This is a genomic window from Telluria sp. AZSoR62 (genome assembly GCF_058111565.1).
In genome coordinates this window covers 1-21337 of record NZ_JBYTST010000004.1, presented here as the reverse complement: position 1 = coordinate 21337, position 21337 = coordinate 1, and the positions used below count along the sequence as shown (strand labels likewise).

General features: G+C 63.4%; 23 protein-coding genes and 1 tRNA gene. 10 read left to right on the top strand and 14 right to left on the bottom strand.

Annotation, left to right across the window (positions count from 1 at the left end; genetic code table 11):
- Window positions 1-13: 13 nt before the first annotated feature.
- From AC3XQU_RS07975 to AC3XQU_RS07965, 3 genes are all read left to right on the top strand, one after another.
- Window positions 14-652, top strand: a complete 639-nt coding sequence (locus AC3XQU_RS07975) for a hypothetical protein (protein ID WP_489873623.1) — start codon at window positions 14-16, stop codon at window positions 650-652.
- Between the two features lie 68 nt (window positions 653-720).
- Window positions 721-975: a PAAR domain-containing protein gene (locus tag AC3XQU_RS07970; protein WP_489873622.1), complete on the top strand. Its 255-nt coding sequence runs from the start codon at window positions 721-723 to the stop codon at window positions 973-975.
- The gene (locus tag AC3XQU_RS07965; protein ID WP_489873621.1) at window positions 972-1730 is read left to right on the top strand and encodes a penicillin-insensitive murein endopeptidase; all 759 of its coding nucleotides are present in this window, start codon (window positions 972-974) and stop codon (window positions 1728-1730) included. The genes AC3XQU_RS07970 and AC3XQU_RS07965 overlap by 4 nt, the downstream gene beginning before the upstream one ends.
- A gap of 95 nt (window positions 1731-1825) precedes the next feature.
- Here the strand turns inward: AC3XQU_RS07965 and AC3XQU_RS07960 are convergent, their stop codons facing one another.
- The 9 genes from AC3XQU_RS07960 to cysS form a co-directional block, all read right to left on the bottom strand.
- A complete protein-coding gene (locus tag AC3XQU_RS07960) occupies window positions 1826-2041 on the bottom strand; it encodes a helix-turn-helix transcriptional regulator (protein ID WP_489873620.1) in 216 nt (71 codons plus the stop codon).
- Between the two features lie 169 nt (window positions 2042-2210).
- Window positions 2211-3158, bottom strand: coding sequence for a tyrosine-type recombinase/integrase (locus AC3XQU_RS07955; RefSeq protein WP_489873619.1), 948 nt, complete (start codon window positions 3156-3158; stop codon window positions 2211-2213).
- Between the two features lie 9 nt (window positions 3159-3167).
- The gene (locus AC3XQU_RS07950; protein WP_489873618.1) at window positions 3168-3656 is read right to left on the bottom strand and encodes an Arm DNA-binding domain-containing protein; all 489 of its coding nucleotides are present in this window, start codon (window positions 3654-3656) and stop codon (window positions 3168-3170) included.
- A 15-nt stretch (window positions 3657-3671) separates the two neighbouring features.
- Window positions 3672-3764, bottom strand: a tRNA-Ser gene (locus AC3XQU_RS07945).
- A 95-nt stretch (window positions 3765-3859) separates the two neighbouring features.
- Entirely contained in the window at window positions 3860-5107 is a 1248-nt protein-coding gene (locus AC3XQU_RS07940) for an aspartate kinase (RefSeq protein WP_489873617.1), read from the bottom strand.
- Window positions 5108-5242: 135 nt separating this feature from the next.
- Window positions 5243-6652, bottom strand: a complete 1410-nt coding sequence (gene tilS, locus AC3XQU_RS07935; RefSeq protein ID WP_489873616.1) for a tRNA lysidine(34) synthetase TilS — start codon at window positions 6650-6652, stop codon at window positions 5243-5245.
- Complete coding sequence (locus AC3XQU_RS07930) at window positions 6649-7626, bottom strand: acetyl-CoA carboxylase carboxyltransferase subunit alpha (protein ID WP_489873615.1); 978 nt, start codon at window positions 7624-7626, stop codon at window positions 6649-6651. The genes tilS and AC3XQU_RS07930 overlap by 4 nt, the downstream gene beginning before the upstream one ends.
- A gap of 102 nt (window positions 7627-7728) precedes the next feature.
- A complete protein-coding gene (locus tag AC3XQU_RS07925) occupies window positions 7729-8397 on the bottom strand; it encodes a DNA-3-methyladenine glycosylase family protein (RefSeq protein WP_489873614.1) in 669 nt (222 codons plus the stop codon).
- A complete protein-coding gene (gene cysS / locus AC3XQU_RS07920) occupies window positions 8397-9782 on the bottom strand; it encodes a cysteine--tRNA ligase (protein ID WP_489873613.1) in 1386 nt (461 codons plus the stop codon). Before cysS ends, AC3XQU_RS07925 begins: the two co-directional genes overlap by 1 nt.
- Before the next feature lie 252 nt (window positions 9783-10034).
- Here cysS and AC3XQU_RS07915 point away from each other — a divergent pair, with 252 nt between their 5' ends.
- From AC3XQU_RS07915 to AC3XQU_RS07905, 3 genes are all read left to right on the top strand, one after another.
- A complete protein-coding gene (locus AC3XQU_RS07915; RefSeq protein WP_489873612.1) occupies window positions 10035-10676 on the top strand; it encodes a peptidylprolyl isomerase in 642 nt (213 codons plus the stop codon).
- A 63-nt stretch (window positions 10677-10739) separates the two neighbouring features.
- The gene (locus AC3XQU_RS07910) at window positions 10740-11231 is read left to right on the top strand and encodes a peptidylprolyl isomerase (protein ID WP_489873611.1); all 492 of its coding nucleotides are present in this window, start codon (window positions 10740-10742) and stop codon (window positions 11229-11231) included.
- A gap of 40 nt (window positions 11232-11271) precedes the next feature.
- Entirely contained in the window at window positions 11272-12009 is a 738-nt protein-coding gene (locus AC3XQU_RS07905; protein ID WP_489873610.1) for a UDP-2,3-diacylglucosamine diphosphatase, read from the top strand.
- Window positions 12010-12165: 156 nt separating this feature from the next.
- Here the strand turns inward: AC3XQU_RS07905 and AC3XQU_RS07900 are convergent, their stop codons facing one another.
- Window positions 12166-12558, bottom strand: a complete 393-nt coding sequence (locus tag AC3XQU_RS07900) for a type II TA system antitoxin MqsA family protein (RefSeq protein WP_489873609.1) — start codon at window positions 12556-12558, stop codon at window positions 12166-12168.
- Between the two features lie 203 nt (window positions 12559-12761).
- On the opposite strand from AC3XQU_RS07900, the gene AC3XQU_RS07895 reads away from it, so the two are divergent.
- Genes AC3XQU_RS07895 through AC3XQU_RS07880 form a run of 4 tightly spaced genes read left to right on the top strand, consistent with a single transcriptional unit; the run spans window position 12762 to window position 15755 of the window.
- Entirely contained in the window at window positions 12762-13139 is a 378-nt protein-coding gene (locus AC3XQU_RS07895) for a GntR family transcriptional regulator (protein ID WP_489873608.1), read from the top strand.
- Complete coding sequence (locus AC3XQU_RS07890) at window positions 13136-14008, top strand: ABC transporter ATP-binding protein (protein ID WP_489873607.1); 873 nt, start codon at window positions 13136-13138, stop codon at window positions 14006-14008. Before AC3XQU_RS07895 ends, AC3XQU_RS07890 begins: the two co-directional genes overlap by 4 nt.
- Window positions 14005-14973, top strand: coding sequence for a hypothetical protein (locus tag AC3XQU_RS07885; RefSeq protein ID WP_489873606.1), 969 nt, complete (start codon window positions 14005-14007; stop codon window positions 14971-14973). The genes AC3XQU_RS07890 and AC3XQU_RS07885 overlap by 4 nt, the downstream gene beginning before the upstream one ends.
- A 2-nt stretch (window positions 14974-14975) precedes the next feature.
- Window positions 14976-15755, top strand: a complete 780-nt coding sequence (locus tag AC3XQU_RS07880) for a hypothetical protein (RefSeq protein ID WP_489873605.1) — start codon at window positions 14976-14978, stop codon at window positions 15753-15755.
- Here AC3XQU_RS07880 and AC3XQU_RS07875 read toward each other — a convergent pair.
- The 4 genes from AC3XQU_RS07875 to rnr all read right to left on the bottom strand — a co-directional run bounded on the left by AC3XQU_RS07875 (window position 15715) and on the right by rnr (window position 20945).
- Window positions 15715-16413, bottom strand: coding sequence for a YceH family protein (locus AC3XQU_RS07875; RefSeq protein WP_489873604.1), 699 nt, complete (start codon window positions 16411-16413; stop codon window positions 15715-15717). The genes AC3XQU_RS07880 and AC3XQU_RS07875 overlap by 41 nt on opposite strands.
- An 8-nt stretch (window positions 16414-16421) precedes the next feature.
- Window positions 16422-17159: a serine O-acetyltransferase gene (gene cysE / locus AC3XQU_RS07870; protein ID WP_489873603.1), complete on the bottom strand. Its 738-nt coding sequence runs from the start codon at window positions 17157-17159 to the stop codon at window positions 16422-16424.
- A 150-nt stretch (window positions 17160-17309) separates the two neighbouring features.
- Window positions 17310-18053 carry a 23S rRNA (guanosine(2251)-2'-O)-methyltransferase RlmB gene (rlmB, locus tag AC3XQU_RS07865; RefSeq protein ID WP_489873602.1) on the bottom strand — a complete coding sequence of 248 codons (744 nt, stop codon included), beginning with the start codon at window positions 18051-18053 and terminating at the stop codon, window positions 17310-17312.
- A gap of 3 nt (window positions 18054-18056) precedes the next feature.
- Window positions 18057-20945: a ribonuclease R gene (gene rnr / locus AC3XQU_RS07860; RefSeq protein ID WP_489873601.1), complete on the bottom strand. Its 2889-nt coding sequence runs from the start codon at window positions 20943-20945 to the stop codon at window positions 18057-18059.
- Window positions 20946-21337 lie beyond the last annotated feature (392 nt).

Here is a 21337-nt window from a genome sequence, read left to right as displayed (position 1 = left end):
AGCTGGACAGACCATGGAACAAGAGGTCCGCGAAGTGATTCGCATGAACGCTAAGACCGATTGCGATGGCCACGGAAAGTTTAGTCTCCAAAATTTCCTGTTTATTCTCATTACGGCTTTTATATTTCAGTCCGCCCCAGCAACTGAGCTCTTATTGAAGTCGCCTGATGGCGGGCGAATAACCTTAAACGTGAAAAGGCAACAGGTTACAGCAAAAGATGATCAGAATAACATCGCCTGCGAAGTGGCTCCAAGCATTTCCAAACACCTGAAACGAGCAGAAGATGTTCGTCTGATTGGAAATCCCAGCAATTCAGAGTCGCAAATCTTCATTGTGATGACCCGAGAACCCTCGCGTCCTAATGCAATGGGACGGGGCTACTGCGGTGCAGGCTATGAAGACTACCTGCTGTTGGTCGAGATGCTCGGACGAAAACTACTTCTTCGAGATCAATTTCTATTGCAGAGTTGCCTCAAGAGCATATCAATGTACATCGATCAGGGAGACGACCACCCTAAAAACGGATTAATAGATGAAAAAAACGGATCCCTTAGCTATCGGCTGGTGGATGATGATGCTGGCAAAAAGAGAACGCTAACGGATAGCGACAAGCATTTCAAGACCGGTCTAGTGCAGGATCCTGACCAATAAATAAGCCATCAGACGGACTGCGGGAAATGCTTGACGCAATGCCCTTATGCGGTGAAAGAGAGAGCCAGATGAAACATGAAGGACGTGGAGTAATACGCTTGAATGACAAGACCGATCACGGCGGCCAAGTTATTTCTGTTTCATCAGGAACGGTGGTCTTGGGAAAAGAAGCAGCGCTTGCAGACGATATGACCTTTTGCCCCAAGTGCAAAGGCAACTTCCCCATCAAGCCAGATGGCGCTGGGGCAAAGCATATCGGACGCCCCTATGCATATGATAGCGATTTGACCGCTTGTGGCGCAAAACTGATCTCTTCACTATGATGGTTTCGAGCGTACCCTTCAGGCTTTGGCGCGCCGCACTCGTCACTCGAATCAGGACGCAAGCCCCGCTCGTGGTTGCCGCCCTGGCGTTATGCATGCCGTGCCTGGCGAGTGCAAGTACGTGCTACGGCACAGTCGGCAACGGGCGGCTATCTGGTGGAGTGCGATTGCCGCCCCAGGGCGACAACTTCCTGGCCTATAGCACAATGGGGGTTGAGTTGGGCAGGACTCACGTTCACAATCTCGTGCATCAGGTTGTGCTAAGCGCATACGCGAACGTTAGAAAGACGATGCCTGATAAGACGTATGTCTACGGAGAAACCGGATTTGCACACGGTGGCCGAATACGTCCCCACCGAACGCATCAGGCGGGCCTCTCCGTTGACTTCATGGTGCCAGTCTTGGACGATGCGAATCGTTCAGTACCGTTGCCGTCGACGCTCAAGAACAAATTTGGCTACGGACTCGAATTTGACGAGCACGGGCACATCCCGGGTTTTCGCATAGACTTCGATGCGATGGCCGAACATCTTTATCAAATTTCACTGGCGGCTCGCCAGCATGGCATCGCCATTGAACGGGTCATTTTCGATCGGGGGCTGATGGAAAATCTTTTCAGCAGTAGCCCGCGCGGAGACGACTTACGCCGCACGATGCCTTTCATGAAGAAGCGCCCTTGGGTCCGGCACGACGACCATTATCACATCGACTTCAGAATCGAATGTCGACCACTCAGCGAGTTTCGCGACCGCTGATTGATCATTATCGTTGCCCTAGAAGTGCGAGACGTAGTCAAGAACGCCCTTGTGACCCATATGTGATCTGAAATCCCTTTCAGCTGGACCGCCCTTCAGCTTTCCCGCTGAGAACCTCGTGGCCGCATCTCCCTCCATTCGATTATTTCGCTCTCCAGCCAACCTGATGAGCGAGTGGACAGCTTGAGTTGCGTTGGAAAGGTGCCCTGCTTGATGGCTGCGTAGATGCTTGAGCGGGAAAGCCCGGTCATGGCGATGACTTCCCTGATGCGGATGATCCGGCCGTGGCTCGGAAAAACTGGCGTTTGCATTGCTATTCCAATCAGTTGCGACGTCTTCAAGAATAGCCCTGCAAAGCTGGTCAGGACCAGCGCTTAATACCCCCGATTTTGGCCCCTTTATCCGCTCGGCGATCCTCCAGGCAACAAAATCATGAATCGTGTGACTTGAGAGAGTGTGGACAACGGCCTCGATCCAAGTTCATGGTGCCAGCCGACCGCGCTCTCCCTCGGCTCGTACCTGACGGACCTCGCTACGCGGCGGAAAGGAGGCCACTGCCACCTCGTCGAGGTAGTCAGCCCAACGCTGCATCATCGCGCGCCGCTCTTCAAGGTAACTCGCCCAGTCGTATGCACTTTCCAGCTTGTCCTTCTGCGCGTGGGCGAGCTGGCGGTCCACCACCTCATGCCGGTAGCCCAGCTGTTCCTTCAAGGTGCTCATGGCAAGCGAGCGGAAGCCATGCCCGGTCATGTCCCCCTTGTACCCCATCCGCTCAAGCGCCTTCAGCAAGGTGTTATTGCTCATCGGGCGCTGTGGGTCGCGCATGTTGGGAAACAGCCAGGTGCCGCCACCCGTGAGCCGGTGCAGCTGGCGCAGCAGGGCCAGGCCCTGCCGCGGCAGGCATACCTGGTGATCCGTCTTGTCCGGGTTGATACGCCGCTTCCCGCGCTTCATGCGGCGCCACGGGATGACCCACTCTCCCGTCTCAAGGTCGATCTCTGCCCACGGCGTCTCGATCAGCTCGGAGGTTCTCACGAACACTAACAGCATCAGGCGCATCGCGACCCGCACGGGCAGTCCCATGCACGCCTCGTTCGCGTTCAGGGCGCGCAGGAATTCCGGCAGCCCATCCGGCCCAACTGCTGCGAAGTGGCCCTTCTCCCGCGGCGCGAGCACCTCCCGCAAGTGCTCCGCCGGGTTGCGCTCGGCCAGCCCGCAGCGCATCGCGTACCTGAATACCCGCGAACAGTTTGCGGCAAGCCGGCTGGCGATCTCGAGTGCCCCGCGCCGCTCAACCGCACGGATGGCATCGATGACGTCACGCGGCTGGATCTCGGTGACGGCCAACTTCCCTATCTGGGGGAAGATGTTCTGTTCGAAACGATGGAGGATATCGCGGGCGGTCTGGGGCTGCCACTGCGCAAGCATCGTCTGGTGTCATTCGCGCGCCACTTGCTCGAAGGTGTTTGCGGCCGCCATTCGTGTTTGGCGCGCCTGCTCGTCGCGTACGCGGGCCGGATCGGCACCAGCGGCCAGGAGCTGGCGGGCGCTGTCGCGCCGCTCGCGCGCGTCAAGGAGCGACACGGCAGGGAAGGCGCCGAAGTGAAGTTTGTTTTCCTTGCCGTTGGGCTGGCGGTACTTCATGCGCCAGTGCTTGCCGCCGCTTGGCGTGACCTCGAGGTAGAGGCCCCCGCCATCGGCGAGCTTGTAGGGCTTCTCGCGGGTTTGGCGTTCTTGATCTGCAGCTGGGTCAGCGGCGGTACGCGCTTGGGCATCTGGGGGCCTCCTGTCCAGGGGAGCCCCAACGAGGCCCCCAAACGAGCCCCCAAGGATGCTGGCTCCTGGGGGACGATACTGGACAGTATTAGGCAACAAAAAACCCGCTGTCTCTATGAGAACAGCGGGTTCCTTGATGTCCCTAAACATCTAGGGACGATAATCTGGCGGAGACGGTGGGATTCGAACCCACGATACAGGTATAAGCCGTATGCATCCTTAGCAGGGATGTGCCTTCGGCCACTCGGCCACGTCTCCAATCAGGGCCGGCTTCGCAGTCAGCGCTGAGTGCAGGCATCTTAAGGTCTGGACCTCGTTTGGTCAAGATTGCACGGCAAAATTTCTGAAAATAATTAAGCCTGTTCCAGGTTGAATGCCTTGTGCAGCGCGCGTACGGCCAGCTCCATGTATTTCTCGTCGATCAGCACCGAAATCTTGATTTCCGAGGTCGAGATCATCAGGATGTTGATGCCCTCTTCCGACAGCGTGCGGAACATCTGCGAAGCGACGCCGACGTGGCTGCGCATGCCCACGCCCACGGCCGACACCTTCGAGACCTTGGCGTCGCCCAGCACCTTGGCCGCGCCCAGCGATTCGCGCTGGGTTTCCAGCACGCTCATGGCCTTGACGTAGTCGCCGCGCGACACGGTGAAGGTGAAGTCGGTCTTGCCGTCCACCGACTGGTTCTGGATGATCATGTCCACTTCAACATTAGCGTCGGCAATGGGGCCGAGGATGTGGAAGGCGACGCCCGGCTTGTCCGGCACGCCCAGGACGGTGATCTTGGCTTCATCGCGGTTAAAGGCGATACCGGAGATGACGGCTTGTTCCATATTGCTTTCTTCCTCAAACGAAATCAGGGTGCCGGACTTCGCTTCCTCGTCCAGCGGCATCAGGGGATCGGTCAGCGACGACAGCACGCGCGTCGGGACCTGGTAGTTGCCGGCGAATTCGACCGAGCGCGTCTGCAGCACTTTCGAACCCAGCGAGGCCAGCTCCAGCATTTCTTCGAAGGTAATCTTCGACAGGCGGCGCGCTTCGTCCACCACGCGCGGATCGGTCGTGTAGACGCCGTCCACGTCAGTGTAGATCAGGCATTCGTCGGCCTTCAGCGCTGCCGCAATCGCGACCGCCGACGTATCCGAGCCGCCGCGGCCCAGGGTCGAGATATTGCCGTCCTCGTCCATGCCCTGGAACCCGGTGATGATCACGATCTTGCCCGCGTTCAGGTCGCCGCGCACGCGAGTGTCGTCGATCGACTGGATGCGCGCTTTTGTAAACGAGGAGTCGGTGCGGATGCCCGCCTGCCAGCCGGTGTAGGAGACGGCGTCCTTGCCGATCGCCAGCAGCGCCATCGCCAGCAGGCCCACCGAAACCTGCTCGCCAGTCGAGGCGATCATGTCGAGTTCGCGCGGGTCCGGCTGGGCCATGATTTCCTTGGCCAGTCCAATCAGGCGGTTGGTCTCGCCGGACATCGCCGACGGCACCACCACGATCTGGTGGCCCGCGTCGTGCCACTTGGCCACGCGCGCGGCGACATTCTTGATACGGTCCGTCGAGCCCATCGACGTCCCGCCATATTTGTGGACAATTAAAGCCATATCAGGAGGGTTCCAGCTTGTTGAAGGATCAAAAGGGGACCCTTACTCTAGCATGCTGCAGCGCAGTATCACAAGGCAGGGAATAGAAAAAGCTATACGAAAAGAAAATAAAGTAATACGTTTTTCGTACAGAAACTATTCGCTCGCGGGCACCCAGCGCAGGGCGATGCGTGCGCCCTCCCCTGCGGCCAGGTGATGGCAATCCATGCCGATGCCGGCGGCAAACAGCAGCACGCGGCCGGCGCTGACCGTCGGCGCGCGTTCGCGTTCCCAGGCGGGCACGCCGAGCGACTGGTAGTGGGCCTTCAGGCCGCGCGTGGGACGGTTGGGAGCGAGCTTGAGGCGCTCGCCGCCCTTGCGGAAATCTATGGTCAGAAGCTGCGCGCGCAGCCAGGCCGCATCGAAGCCCTCGGGCGCAGGATCGAAATGCAGCACGCCGCCATAGGCCGGAAAAGCCAGCGATGCTTCGCCTTGCCAGCGAAAGCGCTCGCCGAATTTCTCGATCACGCCTTCGTCGTCGGGATCGCGCATGCCGGCCAGGTCCGGCAGCCGCGGCGTGATGTGCAGCTTGCCGCGGTGGCGGCGGATATGGCAGGCCGGGTGCGTGACCTTGAGCTGGGCGTCTTCGCGCGCCGAGAACAGCTGCGAGACCATCTCGCCCAGCCAGGCCGTCGAGGGCATGGCCAGGCAGCGCTTCGCGAACAGGTGGCGCAGCAGGTTGTCCACCCGGTCGCGGCTGAGCAGCTGCAGGCGCGCCAGGTCCACCGTGTCGCCGTCGAGGCAGCCGGCGAGATCCTGCGCCGCCAGCTCGTCCAGCATGCGCTGGGCCGCCTGCACGTGCGCCGCGCCGCGCGCCAGCCGCTGCTGGAAGCCGGGGAAGGCGGCGCCCAGGGCCGGCATCACCGTGTGGCGCAGCGCATTGCGCGCATAGCGTGGGTCGCTGTTGGATTCGTCTTCCACCCATGCCAGGTTTTCCAGCCGCGCATAGGCTTCGAGCTCGGCGCGCGAGACGCTCAAGAGGGGACGCGCCATGAGCAGGTGCGCGTCGCCGAGCAGCTCGGGCGCGTGATTCGCGGCGTCCATGCCGGACAAGCCGGCCGGGCCCGAGCCGCGCAGCAGCTGCAGCAACACGGTTTCGGCCTGGTCGTCGAGGTGGTGGGCGGTGAGCAGCAAGGGCACGCCGTGCGCGAGACACATTTCGCCGAGGGCGCGGTAGCGCAGCTTGCGCGCGGCGGCTTCCGTGCCGTCCTTGCCCTTGACCACGTCCACGCGGCGATGGTCGAAGGCGATGCCCAGCGCCGCACAAGCTTGCCGGCAGTGCGCCAGCCAGGCATCCGCATGCGGGCTCAGCCCGTGGTGGACATGGAAGGCGTGCAGCTCGATGTCTTGAGCGGCGGCCCAGTCGTGCGCGAGCCGCAGCAGGGCCATCGAATCGAGGCCGCCGCTGCAGGCAATCGCCATGGACGTCGGGGAAGTTGAAGCACGCAGGCCGGTCAAGGCCTGCGCAAGGACTGCCGGAACGGCTCCGGCTTTCGAACGGCTCACTCTTCGCGCGGCAGCGTTTCCTTGAACTTGCCGTAGCTCATCAGTTTCTGGTGACGGGCTTCGAGCAGGTCCTTGGTCTTGACGCCGGTGAACTGGCGCAGGGTATCGGCCAGTGCGCGCTTGAGCATCTGCGCCATGCCTTTCGGATCGCGGTGCGCGCCGCCCAGCGGCTCGCTGACGATCTTGTCGATCAGGCCGTTGGCCTTGAGGCGATGGGCGGTCAGGCCCAGGGCTTCGGCGGCGTCCGAGGCGCGCTCCGAGGTCTTCCACAGGATCGAGGCGCAGCCTTCCGGCGAGATCACCGAATAGGTCGCGTATTGCAGCATCAGCACGGCATCGCCCACGGCAATGGCCAGCGCGCCGCCGGAACCGCCTTCACCGATGATGGTGGCGATCAGGGGCACTTTCAGCTCGGCCATGACATACAGGTTGTGGCCGATCGCTTCGGACTGGCCGCGCTCTTCGGCGTCGATGCCGGGGAAGGCGCCCGGGGTGTCCACGAAGGTAAAGATCGGCAGGCCGAATTTCTCGGCGACCTTCATCAGGCGCATGGCCTTGCGGTAGCCTTCGGGTTTCGGCATGCCGAAGTTGCGCATCGCGCGCTCTTTCGTGTCGCGGCCCTTCTGGTGGCCGATGACCATGCAGGCCTGGCCGTTGAAGCGCGCGAGGCCGCCGATGATCGACTGGTCGTCGGCGAAGGTGCGGTCGCCGTGCAGTTCATGGAAGTCGGTGAAGATCTCGTTCACGTAGTCCATGGTGTAGGGACGCTGCGGGTGGCGCGCGATCTGCGACACTTGCCATGGCGTGAGCTTGGCGTAGATGTCCTTGGTCAGCTGCTGGCTCTTCTTGGCCAGGCGGTCGATCTCTTCGGAGATGTCGACGGCGGAATCGTCCTGCACGAAGCGCAGCTCTTCAATCTTGGAATCGAGCTCGGCGATTGGCTGCTCAAAATTGAGGAAAGTTGTTTTAGTCATTGTACCTCCGTATTATTTCGTGGCCGCGGCGTCCGACTGCGCGGCACGCGTCTAGCCTGATTTTGGGCGCTATTTTACCGTACCCGTGTGCGCTGGGAAGGCCTAAACCGGGTCGAGGCTGCGCCACAGGTACCAGGTGGCCACCGTCCGCCAGGGTTCCCAGTTGGCCGCCACCTCGCGCGCATCGCTGCGGGAAACAGGTTCGCCAGAGAAATAGTTTTGGCTGATGCCCTGGATCAGGCCGGCGTCGTCGAGCGGCAGGACGTTCGGGCGGAGCAGATTAAATATCAGGAACATCTCTGCTGTCCAGCGGCTGATGCCGCGGATCTGGACCAGTTCGGCGATGACGGCCTCGTCGTCCATCTGCGACCACAGGTCGGCATGGACGCGCCTGGCCTTGAAATGGTCGGCCAGGTCGAGGATGTATTCGGTCTTGCGCTTGGACAAGCCACAGCCGGCCAGCTCGGGCGCGCCGGCCTTGAGCACTTGTGCCGGGGAGAGCTTGGGGCAGATCGCCAGCAGCTTGCCCCAGGCCAGGTCGGCCGCCTTGGGCGTGACCTGCTGGCCGACGATGGAACGGGCCAACGTGGTGAACGGATCGGGATGGCCGCGCAGGTGCAAGTCGCCGAACTGCGGGATCAGCTTGTTCATGATGCGGTCGCGCGCCATCAGCGCGGCTTTCGCTTCCGCCCAATAGGCGGGAACCGACAGCTCTCCCGACAGTTCGCCCGGCGCTTCGAGAGCCGCCACCGGCTTGTCCTTGTCTGCCATTATGCGCGGCGCCAGGTCGTCGTTCCGTCCGGCTTGTCTTCCAGGATGATCCCGGCGGCAGTCAGTTCGGCGCGGATGGCGTCGGCTTCGGCAAAATTACGCGCCTTCTTGGCGGCGGCGCGGCGGGCAATGGCGTCGTCGATGCCGGCGTCGGCGCCGCCCGTGCTGCCCTGCAGGTAAGCCTGGGGCGAGCGCTCGAGCAAGCCCAGCACGCGGCCCAGGGCCTTGAGCTGGCGCGCAGCCTCGACCGACTTGGTGCGGTTGACTTCGCTTGCCAGGTCGAACAGTTCGGCCATTGCCAGTGGCGTATTGAAATCGTCGTCCATCGCCTCGCGGAAGCGAACGGCGTGGGCTTCTTCCCAGTCGACCGCCGGGGTCTCGTTGTCCAGCTCGACCATCGACAGCGCCGTGTACAGGCGATTCAAGGCGCCCTTGGCGTCGTCGATGTGCGCATCGGAATAGTTCAGCGGGCTGCGGTAGTGGGCGCGCACGATGAAGAAACGGATGACTTCGGCGTCGTATTGCTTGAGCACGTCGCGGATCGTGAAGAAATTGCCCAGTGACTTGGACATCTTCTCGTTGTCGACGCGCACGAAGCCATTGTGGATCCAGTAGTTGACCATGTTGCCGCCGAAGGCGCCTTCGGACTGGGCGATCTCGTTCTCGTGGTGTGGGAACTGCAGGTCGGCGCCGCCGCCATGGATGTCGAAATGCTCGCCGAGCGTGGCGCAGGACATGGCCGAGCACTCGATATGCCAGCCCGGACGGCCCTTGCCCCATTTCGAATCCCACTTGGCCTCAAGCGGTTCGGATTCCTTGGCGGCTTTCCACAGCACGAAGTCGAGCGGGTCGCGCTTGCCGCTGTTGACGTCGACGCGCTCGCCGGCGCGCAAGTCGTCGAGCGACTTGCCCGACAGCTTGCCGTAGCCTTCGAAGCCGCGCACGGCGTAGTTGACGTCGCCGTCGGTGCTCTTGTAGGCCAGGCCCTTGCTTTCCAGCTGCTCGATGATCGACAGCATCTGCGGCACGTATTCGGTCGCGCGCGGCACCTTGGTCGGAGGCAGCATATTGAGGGCGGCAATGTCCTCGTTCATGTAGGCGACATTGCGCGCCACCAGCTCGCCAATGGTCTCGCCGTTTTCCACTGCGCGCTTGATGATCTTGTCATCGATGTCAGTGATGTTGCGGACGTATTCCACTTCGTAGCCCGACGCCATGAGCCAGCGGTAAATCACGTCGAAGGCCATCATCATCCGCGCATGTCCGACATGGCAGTAGTCATACACGGTCATGCCGCAGACATACATGCCGGCCTTGCCGGCTTCCATCGGGACAAATACCTGCTTGTCACGCGCGAGCGTGTTGTAGATCTTGAGTTGGCTCATGGGTGTGTTCTAACGGGACGAGAAATCGGGCAATGCGGTAGCGGGACGCACGCTGGTAGCGTGTGCCGGCACGGCGGGATTGCGTCGAGATCGTCTGAACCCTTGGTGTTGTTCTTCTTTGATAGAATGGGACGTTCCGCGCAAAGTATAGCATTGTTAAAATCCCGGCTGGCCGCATATGGTTCAGCTTTATTTTTCGGGAAAAGACTTGACATCGCCTTGCGCGATGTCCACCAGAGGAGACCCCAGACAATGACCGCATCGATCTCTACCTTCCTGCTGCGCCGCCTCGCGCTTGGCGCGGGCGCCCTGCTCCTGTCTGGCGCCGTGCTGGCCGACGCGCCGCTGGGAGCCGCGGCGCCCGCCGCCGCGCCGGTCAATGGACCGCAGGTCGCGCTCAAGACCTCGATGGGCGAGATCGTGCTGCAGCTGGACCAGGACAAGGCGCCCAGGACGGTCGCCAATTTCATGCAGTACGTGAAGCAGGGCTTTTACAAGGGCACGATCTTCCACCGCGTGATCGAGGGCTTCATGATCCAGGCCGGCGGCATGAACGAGAAGTTCGAGGGCCGCAAGACCAACAAGCCAATCAAGAACGAATCGAACAACGGCCTGTCGAACCAGCCGTACACGGTGGCCATGGCGCGCGAAGACCACCCGGATTCGGCCACCTCGCAATTCTTCATCAACGTGGCAGACAATTCCGGCATCGACTTCCCGAACTACAAGGGCTCGGGCTATACCGTGTTCGGCAAGGTCGTCAAGGGCCAGGAAGTCGTGGATAAAATCAAGGGCGTGCTGGTGGACGACGTCAAGGGCATGCAGAACGTGCCGGTGAAACCGATCTTCATCCAGTCCGCGACCGTCCTCAAGGGCGACAAGCTAGTAAAATAGCGGCGCCGTGAAAATGCATTCTGTTTTCGCACTCTCAACAAAAACCAACTCAAAGGACATTCGATGACCAGCGTACGCTTGAGCACCAACATGGGCAACATCACCCTCGAACTGGACGCGGAAAAAGCGCCGAAGACGGTCGCCAACTTCGTCGACTACGTCAACAAGGGCCACTTCACCAACACCATCTTCCACCGCGTGATCAAGGACTTCATGGTCCAGGGCGGCGGTTTCGAGCCGGGCATGAAGCAGAAGGCCACCGACGCCACCGTCGAGAACGAAGGCAAGAACGGCCTGAAGAACGACAAGTACACCGTCGCCATGGCCCGTACCTCGGCGCCGCATTCGGCATCGGCCCAGTTCTTCATCAACACCAAGAACAACGATTTCCTGAACTATCCAGGCCAGGACGGCTGGGGCTATGCCGTGTTCGGCAAGGTCACCGAAGGCCAGGACATCGTCGACCAGATGAACGCCGTCAAGACCAGCCGCACGGGCATGCACTCGGACGTGCCGGTCGACCCGATCATCATCGAAAAAGCCGAAGTCCTCTGATGAAGGCAGTGCGCGGGCTGTTGCGGCACCCATCGATCCGATGACCACGCTCGCGCTCTTCGTGTCCGACCTGCACCTGCAGGCGGCGCACCCGCGCACGGCGGAAAGCTTCTTCCGCTTCCTGACCGGGCGGGCGCGGCAAGCCCGGCAGCTTTACCTGCTGGGCGATATCTTCGAATACTGGGCCGGCGACGACGATCTCGCCGAGCCTTTCCACGCACAGGTCATCGATGCGCTGCGCGCCGTGAGCGCTGCAGGCGTCGAGATCTATTGGCTGGCCGGAAACCGCGATTTCCTCGTGGGACAGGGCTTTGCCGAAGCGGCGGGACTGACCCTGCTGGCCGAGCCGCACGTCTTCGAGGCCGGCGGCCGGCGCATCGCGCTGGTGCATGGCGACGCCCAGTGCACGGCCGACCTCAAGTACATGGCCTTCCGCGCCCAGGTGCGCGACCGCGAATGGCAGCAGCAATTCCTCGGCATGCCCTTAGCCCAGCGCAAGGCCATCATCGCTAACCTGCGCGAGGGTAGCCGCGAGGCGCAGGCCGGGCAATCCTACGAGATCATGGATGTGACGCCTGGCGCGGTGGATGCGCTGTTCGAGGCGACCGGGGCCGAGGTGATCGTCCATGGGCATACGCACCGGCCGGCCATGCACGAGCGCGACGACGGGCGGGTGCGCCATGTGCTGCCGGATTGGGAGCTGGATGTGGCGCCGCTGCGCGGTGGCTGGCTGGAGCTGGATGACCAGGGGCGATTCACGCCGCGCGTGGCCGATTAAGCCAAGGTTTTGTTGCCCCGTAGGGTGGGCAGATTCTGCCCACGCGTCCAACAGGTGCCTGAAGCGTTGTCGCGGCTGCCCCAGCTGGAGCTGAACGCGTGGGCAGGAAACCTGCCCACCCTACGGGTCGCGTCACATCATGGGGCTCGACAGGCTTCAGCGCACCTCGTCGAGCAGCTGCGGATGCCGCCCCAGCAAGCCCAGCAGCTTCACCAGCGCCACCGGCGCCTCGGCCTTGCCGGACTCGTAGCGCGCAAACTCCCCCTCTCCTTCGGCGAACATGGCGTCCGCCTTGTGCTGCGTGAGCCCCAGCGCCTTGCGCATGTTGCGGATCTCGCTTGGCCCCGCCTCGTCGACCTGGCGCTGGAATGCCTTGATCAGTTCGCCATAGTGCTCGTGCTCGCCCATCGTAAAAATCACTTCGTTGCAGCCGGCGCAGCAGTCCGCCATCACCTCGGGAATCGTGAGCTGCTTCCCCTTGTAGCTGTAGACCATCTCGCGGGCGGCGTGGACCAGTGGCGACACGCCACAGTTCGGGCAGTTGTGCATCGTGCGTCTCCTTGTTCCATGGCTTCGCATCCTACCAACATTTGCGCCGACACCGCGCCCGCTGGCCAAGCCGGAATAATCTCGCGTATGTATGTTGACACTTGCCAAACTGGTGTTATACATTACTACCACACCACTTCAATGCAGCACCAACATGGAGACAGGGATGAACCACAGCGCGTTTCGACAAAGGAGGGCTGGACATGACAGTCGGCTGGAATGACAACACCCCCATCTACCGCCAGCTCAAGGAGCGGGTGGTGGGCATGATGCTCGACGGCTTGCTCAAGGCGGGCGATGCCCTGCCCTCGGTGCGCCAGGTCGCGGCCGAATATCAACTTAATCCGATCACCGTATCGAAGGCTTACCAGGAACTGGTCGACGAGAACTTAGTGGAAAAGCGAAGGGGAATTGGCATGTATGTCACCGAAGGAGCAAGCGAGAAACTCTTGACCACCGAACGCGAGCGCTTCATCCGCGAAGAGTGGCCCGCCATGGTCGAGCGCATCCGCCGCCTCGGCCTGGACCTCGAGCAGCTGCTGCGCGCCAGCCCTGGGACTGCGCCGGGAGGTTCGGCATGAGCACCGTGCTCTCCGCACGCGGCCTGACCAAGCGTTACGGCAAGCGTACCGCCGTCGACGGCATCGATTTCGACATTCCCGCCGGGCGCATCGTCGGCTTGATCGGCCCCAATGGCTCGGGCAAGACCACCACCCTGAAAGCGGCGCTGGGCCTGATTCCCTTCGACGGCCAGCTCTCGGTGCTGGGCTTCGATCCGCGCACCCAGCGCGACGACCTGATGAAGGAAGTCTGCTTCATCGCCGACGTGGCGATCCTGCCGCGCTGGCTGCGGGTCCGCGACGCGATCGATTTCGTGGCCGGCGTGCACCCGCGCTTCGACCGCAGCAAGGCCGAGCGCTACATCGCCCACACCAAGCTGCAGCCCGGGATGAAGGTCAAGGAGATGTCGAAGGGGATGATCGTCCAGCTGCACCTGGCGCTGGTGATGGCGATCGACGCCAAGCTCTTGGTGCTGGACGAACCGACCCTGGGCCTGGACATCATCTACCGCAAGCAGTTCTACCAGAACCTGCTGGAAGACTACTTCGACGAAGAGAAGACCATCGTCATCACCACCCACCAGGTGGAAGAGGTCGAGCACATCCTCACCGACCTGATGTTCATCCGTGACGGCAAGATCGTGCTGGCCGCCTCGATGGAGGAAGTGGGCGAGCGCTATACCGAAGTGATGGTCTCGGCCGACAAGGTCACGGCAGCCAATGCGCTGTCGCCGATCGACCAGCGCACCGTGTTCGGCAAGTCGGTGATGCTGTTCGATTCGAACAAATCGGGCGGCGTCGCACGCAGCCAGCTCGCCCAGCTGGGCGAAACCCGTAACCCCAGCGTCGCCGACCTGTTCGTCGCGACCATGAAAGGAACCTACGCATGAAAACCATGAAATGGCTGCTCCAGCGCGAATTCTGGGAGCACAAGGGCGCGTTCTTCTGGGCGCCGATCGCGGTAGCCATCGCGATGGTGGTCTTCATCGGCGGCGGCTTCATGTACAGCATGGCCTTCGGCGGGCCGGAACACATCCAGATCGACGGCCAGAACCTGGTCTCGATCCAGGGCTTCCCGCAGGCGCTGCGCTACAAGATCGCCCACATCGCGGCCTCGAGCTACATGGGCATCGCCGCGCCCCTGTTCATCGTGCTGCCGGTGGTGGTGTTCTTCTACTGCCTGTCGGCCCTGTACGACGACCGGCGCGACCGCAGCATCCTGTTCTGGAAGTCGCTCCCGCTGTCGGACCGCGACACCGTGCTGTCGAAAGTGGTGACCGCGCTGGTGGTGGCGCCCCTGATCACGATCGTGGTCGCCGTCGCCGCTTCGCTCCTGCTGCTGGTGATCGGCATGATCACCGCATCGAGCAAGGGCCTGAACCTGTTCGCCCCGGTGCTGTCGGAACCGAACCTCTACCTCAGCCCCCTCTACCTGCTGGCCTTCCTGCCGCTGTACATCCTGTGGGCGCTGCCGACCGTCGGCTGGCTGCTGCTGGTGTCGAGCTGGGCGCGCTCCAAGGTCTTCCTGTGGGCGGTGGGCATTCCCCTGATCACCGTGGTGCTGCTCAAGTGGTTCAACTTCCTGCTCAGCCAGGTGACGAACCGGGTGGTCGATGTCGAGTGGTTCGTCGAACAGGTCGTGGTGCGCGGCCTGGGCGGCCTGCTGCCGGGGATCTGGCTGGGTGCGGCCGACATGTCGGCCTTCGAGAATGCCGACAACGGCCTCGATCCGGCGCTGCTGCTGGGTCAGTCCTACGCGACCCTGGCAACCCCTGGCGTGTGGCTGGGCGTGGTGGCCGGCGTGGCGATGCTGTACGCGGCGATCCGCCTGCGCCGCTTCCGCGACGAAGGCTGACGATGCGGGCACGGACCACCATCCTTGCCGCCGCCCTGCTCCTGTGCAGCGCCGCCGGCGCGGCGCAGGACACGCCGGTAAAAGAACTCGATCCGGTGCATGTGAATGCGATGCGCAACCCGGAAGTGCGCAAGTACAAGGCGGTGCTGGCCGGACTGGACGCCTTCGACAGGCATCACAAACTCGCGTCAAGGGTCGAGCAGCTACGCTTCCGGCTGACGCCGCAAATCAAGGATCAGGCGCCGGAGCCGCTGGCGATCCGCCTGGTCGGCGACGGCGGCTTCAGGATGCCGGTGGCGGTCGATAGCGCGCGGCGCTTCGTGGTGCCGCGCAGCGAAGCGGCCCTGGCCGCCGACAGCGAGCTGGAACTGAACCGCAAGCGCAGGCACTACCGCGTCATGCCCGATATCCGCACGCCCGGCCTGGCGCCGCACCAGCGTCGCATGGGGGACCTGCGGCTCGAATGCAAGGTGATGATCGCGGTCGCGAAGGAAGAGATTCCGTTCTGGGGCGTCGTCCTGATCAACGGCGTGCTGCTCACCACCGACTGGTGCAGCTTCTTCGACGACAAGAAAGAAGCCAGCTTCGACTTCTACGCCGACGCCCCGCTTGCCGGAGCGGTGCTGCGCGAAGGCGAGCGCACGCAGGTGCTGGAAGTGAAGGACAGCAGGTTCGCGGTATCGATCGCGTCCAGCAGCTGGAGCGACGAGGCGATCATCGAGCTGCGCTACGAGGAGCCGCCTACTGGAACTGCTGGCGAAACGCCTCGAACTGGGCCTTGAGGCTATCGAGCTCGCCGCGCAATGCGGCCACTTCCTGTTCCAGCTGGCCGACGCGGCCGCCGCTGCCGCCCGAGGAGCCGGCGGCCGCGGGTTCGTAGGCATTGGCGGCGATCTCGCCGCCCAGCAGGTGGCCGTAGCGCGGCTCCTTGGTGCCGGGCGCGCGCTCCAGGCGCGCCACCAGCGGCGGGTATTTATCGATCAGGAACTGCAGCGTGGCCTCGACATCCTGCACGCTCTTGAACTCGTGCAGGCGGCCGGTGCGGGTGCGGATCTCGCCCGCGGTCTGCAGGCCGCGCAGCATCAGGATGCTCAGCACCGCCACCTTGTCCTGCTCCAGGGTCCACTTGATGCGCATGCGGTGCTCGTATTTCACGACCCGTGCGCCGGCCTGCGAGGTGGCGTTGACCAGCTTGCGCTCAATGAGGCGCTGCAGGGTGTCCTGCACGACCTCGTCGGTCATCTGCATCACCGGGTCGCGGCTGGAGAGCTGGTTGCAGCCGTTGACGATGGCGTTGAGCGACATCGGGTAGTTATCGGGCGTGAGCGCCTCTTTTTCGGCCAGCACCGCGAGCACGCGGGTTTCAACATCGTCCAGCACCGCGGGGGCCGGCGCCGCGGGGCTGTCGCTGCCCTGCGCGACAGTAGCGTCGTTCGTCATGCGTTTCCTTATTCGACCAGTCGGTTCAGTTGTTCCGAGTCGAGTTTATCACCCTCCTCCAGCTTCGGACAGCACAGGCCGGCTTCGCGCATGGTGTTGGACAGGCGCTCGATCTGCTCGTCCTGGCGCGCCACGTGGTCGATCAGGCCGCGCAGGGCTTTCGACAGCGGGTCGTCGCCGTTGGGCGTGACGCCATAGGCGGCGAACAGGTGGGCGCTGCGCGACTGGTCTTCTTTCCGGATGATGTGGGCCGGGTTGCCGACCGCCGTGGCGCCGCCGGGCACCGGCTTGATGACCACCGCGTTGGAGCCGATCTTGGCGTACTCGCCGACCGTGAAGGCGCCCAGCACCTGGGCCCCGGCGCCGACGATCACGCCGCGCTCCAGGGTCGGGTGGCGCTTGGTGCCCGCAACCAGCGTGGTGCCGCCCAAGGTGACGCCCTGGTAGATGGTGCAGTCGTCGCCGACCACGGCGGTCTCGCCGATCACCACGCCGAAGCCGTGGTCGATGAAGACGCGGCGGCCGATCACGGCGCCGGGATGGATCTCGATGCCGGTGATGACGCGCGCGGCATAGGAAATGAAACGGCCGATCCACTTCAGGTTCAGCCGCCAGCAGGCATGCGCCCAGCCGTGCAGGATCACGGCGTGCAGGCCGGGATAGCAGGTCAGGACTTCCCAGCCGTTGCGTGCGGCAGGGTCGCGCTGGAGAATGTTGCGGATATCGTCGCGTAAGTTGGAAAACATAATAAGGATGATCGCAAACCAACTGGGATGGTAGCGTATGTTGCGGGTGGGTGCTTGAGGTGATGCGGGGAAAGTCGACGCGATGGCGGCACAACGGAATCGGGGGCAATCATGCCGCAGCATGATTGCCCCCGATCGGAGCGGAACCGGTCAGCCTTCGCGCGCGATGCGCTGGCGGCGTGCCTCGTACAGGCAGACGCCCGAGGCCACCGACACGTTCAGGCTCTCGACCGAGCCGAACATCGGGATACCGACCAGCACGTCGCAGGTCTCGCGGGTCAGGCGGCGCATGCCCTCGCCTTCCGAGCCCATGACCAGGGCGGCCGGGCCGGTAAAGTCGGCTTCGTACAGGCCCTTGTCGGCGTCGTCGGTGGTGCCGATCAGGAGGATGTCGCGTTCCTTGAGCTCGCGCATGGTGCGCGCCAGGTTGGTGACGGTGATGTAGGGGACGGTCTCGGCCGCGCCGCTGGCGACCTTGGCGGCGGTGGCGTTCAGGCCGACCGCGCGGTCTTTCGGGACGATGACGGCGTGGGCGCCGACGCCGTCGGCCACGCGCAGGCAGGCGCCCAGGTTGTGCGGATCGGTGATGCCGTCCAGGATCAGGAGCAGCGGCGGGCCTTCGATGGCGTCGAGCAGCTCGTCCAGGTTGCGCGCCAGCGCCAGCTGGCTGGCAAAGGCGATCACGCCCTGGTGGCGGCGGGTTCCGGTGATCTTGTCGAGGCGCGAGGCATCGACCGGCATGACGCGCACGCCGCTTGATTTGGCGTTGGCGATCAGGTCCTGCATGCGGCGGTCCTGGCGCGACGCGTCGACGAAGATCTCTTCCACCGATTGCGCCTCGTGCCGCAGGCGCGAGGTCACCGCGTGGAACCCGAATAACATTTTATTTTTCATTGCTTACTTCTTCCGGCTAGTTTTGGCGGCGGGGGTCTTGGCCTCCGTCTTGGTTTTCGGTGCGCTCGTCTTGGCGGCACTCTTGCTTGGGGTCTTGGCGACTGGCTTGGCAGCAGTCTTGGCCGGGGCCTTGGCGGCCGTCTTGGCCGGCGCCCTGGCCACGGTCTTCGCGGCCGCCTTCTTCGCCGGGGCCTTGGCCTTGGGTGGGGCTTCGGCTGGCGCTGCGACCTCGGCCGGGGCCTTGGCTGGCGCCTTGGCCTTGGCCTTGGCCGGCTTGGCAGCCGGCGCTGCAGCAGGTTCTGCCGGCGCCACAGGCGCCGCAGGCGCTACAGGCGTCAAAGGCGTCACGGACTGCGCGTCCTCTTGCGGAGCACGGTTGCCGTTGTCCATGCCGTTGCCGGCATTGCGCGCTGCGGCAGCGGCCTTGCGGGCGCTGCGCGATGGACGCTTCGATGGCGCGGCCACGACCGCTTCGGTCTCGGACTCGGGTTCAGTCGTCGTAAAGCGCGACGGCGCGGCGGCTTCCTGCCCGCGGCCCTTGCCGCGGCCACGGTCCTTGTCGCGGCCGCGGCGCGAACCGGACTGCTTGTCGGATTTCTGGCCCTTCGGTTCCATTGCATCGATGGCGGCCTGGCGTGCGCGTTCCATCGGCGCCGGCATGGTGTCGGACGACTCGGCCAGCACCAGGTCGATCTTGCGCGACTCCAGGTCGACCTTGGCTACCTTGACGGTGACCTTGGTGGTCAGGCCGTAACGCTGGCCGCTGCGCTCGCCGCGCAGTTCGTGGCGCGCTTCGTCGTACTGGAAGTAGTCGGTACCCAGGGCGCTGATGTGCACCAGGCCCTCGACGTAGAGCTGGTCGAGCGTGACGAAAATGCCGAAGGCGGTCACGCCCGAGACGGTGCCGGTAAAGTCTTCGCCCAGCTTGTCCTGCATGAAGAAGCACTTGAGCCAGTTCTCGACGTCGCGCGACGCTTCGTCGGCGCGGCGCTCGTTGGCCGAGCAGTGCACCCCCAACGCGTCCCAGATGGTCAGGTCTCTTTCGTTCTTCTGCGTGCCCGCTGCCTTGTCCTTGGCAGCCTGCTTGCGCGCGGAATTGGACATGGTGGTGTTGAGTTTGCCCAGCTCGATGCCCTTCGGCTCGTAGCGCTTGCCTTGCAGGATGGCCTTGATGGCGCGGTGGGTCAGCAGGTCGGGATAGCGGCGGATCGGGCTGGTGAAGTGGGCATAGGCCTCGTAGGCCAGGCCGAAGTGGCCGACGTTGTCCGGGCTGTAGACGGCCTGCTGCATCGAGCGCAGCAGCATGGTCTGCAGCAGGGCTGCGTCCGGGCGCTCCTTGATCTTCTGCATCGTCTCGGCGTAGTCGCGCGCGGTCGGCTTGCTGCCGCCGCCGAGGTTCAGGCCGACGAGCTTGAGGAAGGTGCGCAGCTGGTTGAGCTTTTCTTCGGTCGGCACCGCGTGCACGCGGAAGGTGCCCGGGTGCTTGTGGTGGATCAGCAGGTCGGCGGCGCAGACGTTCGCGGCCAGCATGCACTCCTCGATCAGGCGGTGCGCATCGTTGCGGGTGCGCGGGATGATCTTCTCGATCTTGCCCACGGCGTTACAGACGATATAGGTTTCGGTGGTCTCGAAGTCGATCGCGCCGCGCTGCTGGCGGGCTTTCAACAGCGCGCGGAACACCTCGTTCAGGTGCAGCAGGTGCGGCACGATGCCCGGACGGCGCTGGGCTTCCGGCCCGGCGGTGTTGCCGAGGATGTCGGCCACTTCGTTATAGGTCAGGCGCGCGGCCGAGTGCATCACGGCCGGGTAGAACTGGTAGGCCGTGACTTCGCCGTCCATGGTGACGACCATGTCGCACACCAGGGTGCAGCGGTCCACCGCCGGGTTCAGCGAACACAGGCCGTTGGAGAGCTTCTCGGGCAGCATCGGGATCACGCGGCGCGGGAAGTAGACCGAAGTGCTGCGCTCGATCGCGTCCTCGTCCAGCGCGTCGTTCGGCTTGACGTAGTGGCTGACGTCGGCGATGGCCACCAGCAGGCGGTAGCCGCTGGTCTTGCCGATCTGGACCGGCTCGCAGTAGACCGCATCGTCGAAGTCGCGCGCGTCTTCGCCGTCGATCGTCACCAGGGGCACGTCGCGCAGGTCGACGCGGTCGGCCAGGTCGGCGTCGATCACTTCGTTCGGCAGGCGGTTGGCCTGCTTCAGGGCTGCCGGCGAGAACACGTGGGGCACGCCGAACTTGCGCACGGCGATTTCGATTTCCATGCCCGGGTCGTCCAGTTCGCCGAGCACTTCGTGGATCCTGCCGGTCGGCTGCTGGAAGCGCGAGGGCTGCTCGATGACTTCGACGCTGACGACCTGGCCGGCCTTGGCCTTGCCCGGACCGCCCGCCACCAGGACGTCCTGGCTCATGCGGTTGTCTTCCGGCGAAACGATCCAGACGCCGCCCTCGTTCATCAGGCGTCCGATGATGTGGGTGTTGGCGCGCTGGATGACCTCGACGATCGTGCCTTCCAGGCGGCCGCGGCGGTCGGTGCCGGTCACGCGTGCGCGCACGCGGTCGCCGTTCAAGACCTTGTTCATTTCCTTGTCGTTCAGGAACAGGTCGTCGCCGGCCTCGTCCGGGATGACGAAGCCGTAGCCGTCGCGGTGCGCGCTCACGCGCCCGGTGATGAAGCTGGACTGGTCCGCCAGCGAATAGGTGCCGCTGTTGTCGGAACGGATCTGGCCGTCGCGCTCCATGGCGTTCAGGCGGCGGCCAAGCACTTCCTGGGCGGCAGGCTTGACCTTCAGGGCACGCGCCAGTTCAGCCGCGTCGAGCGGGCTCTTGGCAGTACGGAAGACGGCGAGGATTTCCTCGCGGCTCGGAATGGTATGAGTAGGTTGCTTCAAATCGTTTTCTTATTTCTCTTGATTGTGGGCGCCGCCATTTGCGAAGCCGGGGATTGTGTTTGATTGACACCTTGGCAGGCGTAGTGTAACGGAGGACGCGGGGATTCGCCTAACAGTTGGCGTGAAGCGTGCCCGGGGAAACTTGCCACGGCGGGTCTTTGACTTTTGCAAACCTTCCGCTATAATCTCGGTCTCTTCAGCACGGGGCGCAAGCCGCGGCGGGAGAGCAGGCAGTAGCGGGAACCAAGTTTGGCGCGATGATCGACGAAAGTTGATCTGGCGAAAAATGACAAAGCCTGCTATTGTAGCAGAGTAAGCAGTTCAGTGCCCACGTGGCGGAATTGGTAGACGCGCATGGTTCAGGTCCATGTGCCGCGAGGTGTGGGGGTTCG

Bases quoted from the DNA above. Each gene is read 5' to 3' on its own strand.
- AC3XQU_RS07975 (WP_489873623.1), top strand. From the start codon at position 14: ATGGAACAAGAGGTCCGCGAAGTGATTCGCATGAACGCTAAGACCGAT.
- AC3XQU_RS07970 (WP_489873622.1), top strand. From the start codon at position 721: ATGAAACATGAAGGACGTGGAGTAATACGCTTGAATGACAAGACCGAT.
- AC3XQU_RS07965 (WP_489873621.1), top strand. From the start codon at position 972: ATGATGGTTTCGAGCGTACCCTTCAGGCTTTGGCGCGCCGCACTCGTC.
- AC3XQU_RS07960 (WP_489873620.1), bottom strand. From the start codon at position 2,041: ATGCAAACGCCAGTTTTTCCGAGCCACGGCCGGATCATCCGCATCAGG.
- AC3XQU_RS07955 (WP_489873619.1), bottom strand. From the start codon at position 3,158: ATGCTTGCGCAGTGGCAGCCCCAGACCGCCCGCGATATCCTCCATCGT.
- AC3XQU_RS07950 (WP_489873618.1), bottom strand. From the start codon at position 3,656: ATGTTTAGGGACATCAAGGAACCCGCTGTTCTCATAGAGACAGCGGGT.
- AC3XQU_RS07940 (WP_489873617.1), bottom strand. From the start codon at position 5,107: ATGGCTTTAATTGTCCACAAATATGGCGGGACGTCGATGGGCTCGACG.
- AC3XQU_RS07930 (WP_489873615.1), bottom strand. From the start codon at position 7,626: ATGACTAAAACAACTTTCCTCAATTTTGAGCAGCCAATCGCCGAGCTC.
- AC3XQU_RS07925 (WP_489873614.1), bottom strand. From the start codon at position 8,397: ATGGCAGACAAGGACAAGCCGGTGGCGGCTCTCGAAGCGCCGGGCGAA.
- cysS (WP_489873613.1), bottom strand. From the start codon at position 9,782: ATGAGCCAACTCAAGATCTACAACACGCTCGCGCGTGACAAGCAGGTA.
- AC3XQU_RS07915 (WP_489873612.1), top strand. From the start codon at position 10,035: ATGACCGCATCGATCTCTACCTTCCTGCTGCGCCGCCTCGCGCTTGGC.
- AC3XQU_RS07910 (WP_489873611.1), top strand. From the start codon at position 10,740: ATGACCAGCGTACGCTTGAGCACCAACATGGGCAACATCACCCTCGAA.
- AC3XQU_RS07905 (WP_489873610.1), top strand. From the start codon at position 11,272: ATGACCACGCTCGCGCTCTTCGTGTCCGACCTGCACCTGCAGGCGGCG.
- AC3XQU_RS07900 (WP_489873609.1), bottom strand. From the start codon at position 12,558: ATGCACAACTGCCCGAACTGTGGCGTGTCGCCACTGGTCCACGCCGCC.
- AC3XQU_RS07895 (WP_489873608.1), top strand. From the start codon at position 12,762: ATGACAGTCGGCTGGAATGACAACACCCCCATCTACCGCCAGCTCAAG.
- AC3XQU_RS07890 (WP_489873607.1), top strand. From the start codon at position 13,136: ATGAGCACCGTGCTCTCCGCACGCGGCCTGACCAAGCGTTACGGCAAG.
- AC3XQU_RS07885 (WP_489873606.1), top strand. From the start codon at position 14,005: ATGAAAACCATGAAATGGCTGCTCCAGCGCGAATTCTGGGAGCACAAG.
- AC3XQU_RS07880 (WP_489873605.1), top strand. From the start codon at position 14,976: ATGCGGGCACGGACCACCATCCTTGCCGCCGCCCTGCTCCTGTGCAGC.
- AC3XQU_RS07875 (WP_489873604.1), bottom strand. From the start codon at position 16,413: ATGACGAACGACGCTACTGTCGCGCAGGGCAGCGACAGCCCCGCGGCG.
- cysE (WP_489873603.1), bottom strand. From the start codon at position 17,159: ATGTTTTCCAACTTACGCGACGATATCCGCAACATTCTCCAGCGCGAC.
- rlmB (WP_489873602.1), bottom strand. From the start codon at position 18,053: ATGAAAAATAAAATGTTATTCGGGTTCCACGCGGTGACCTCGCGCCTG.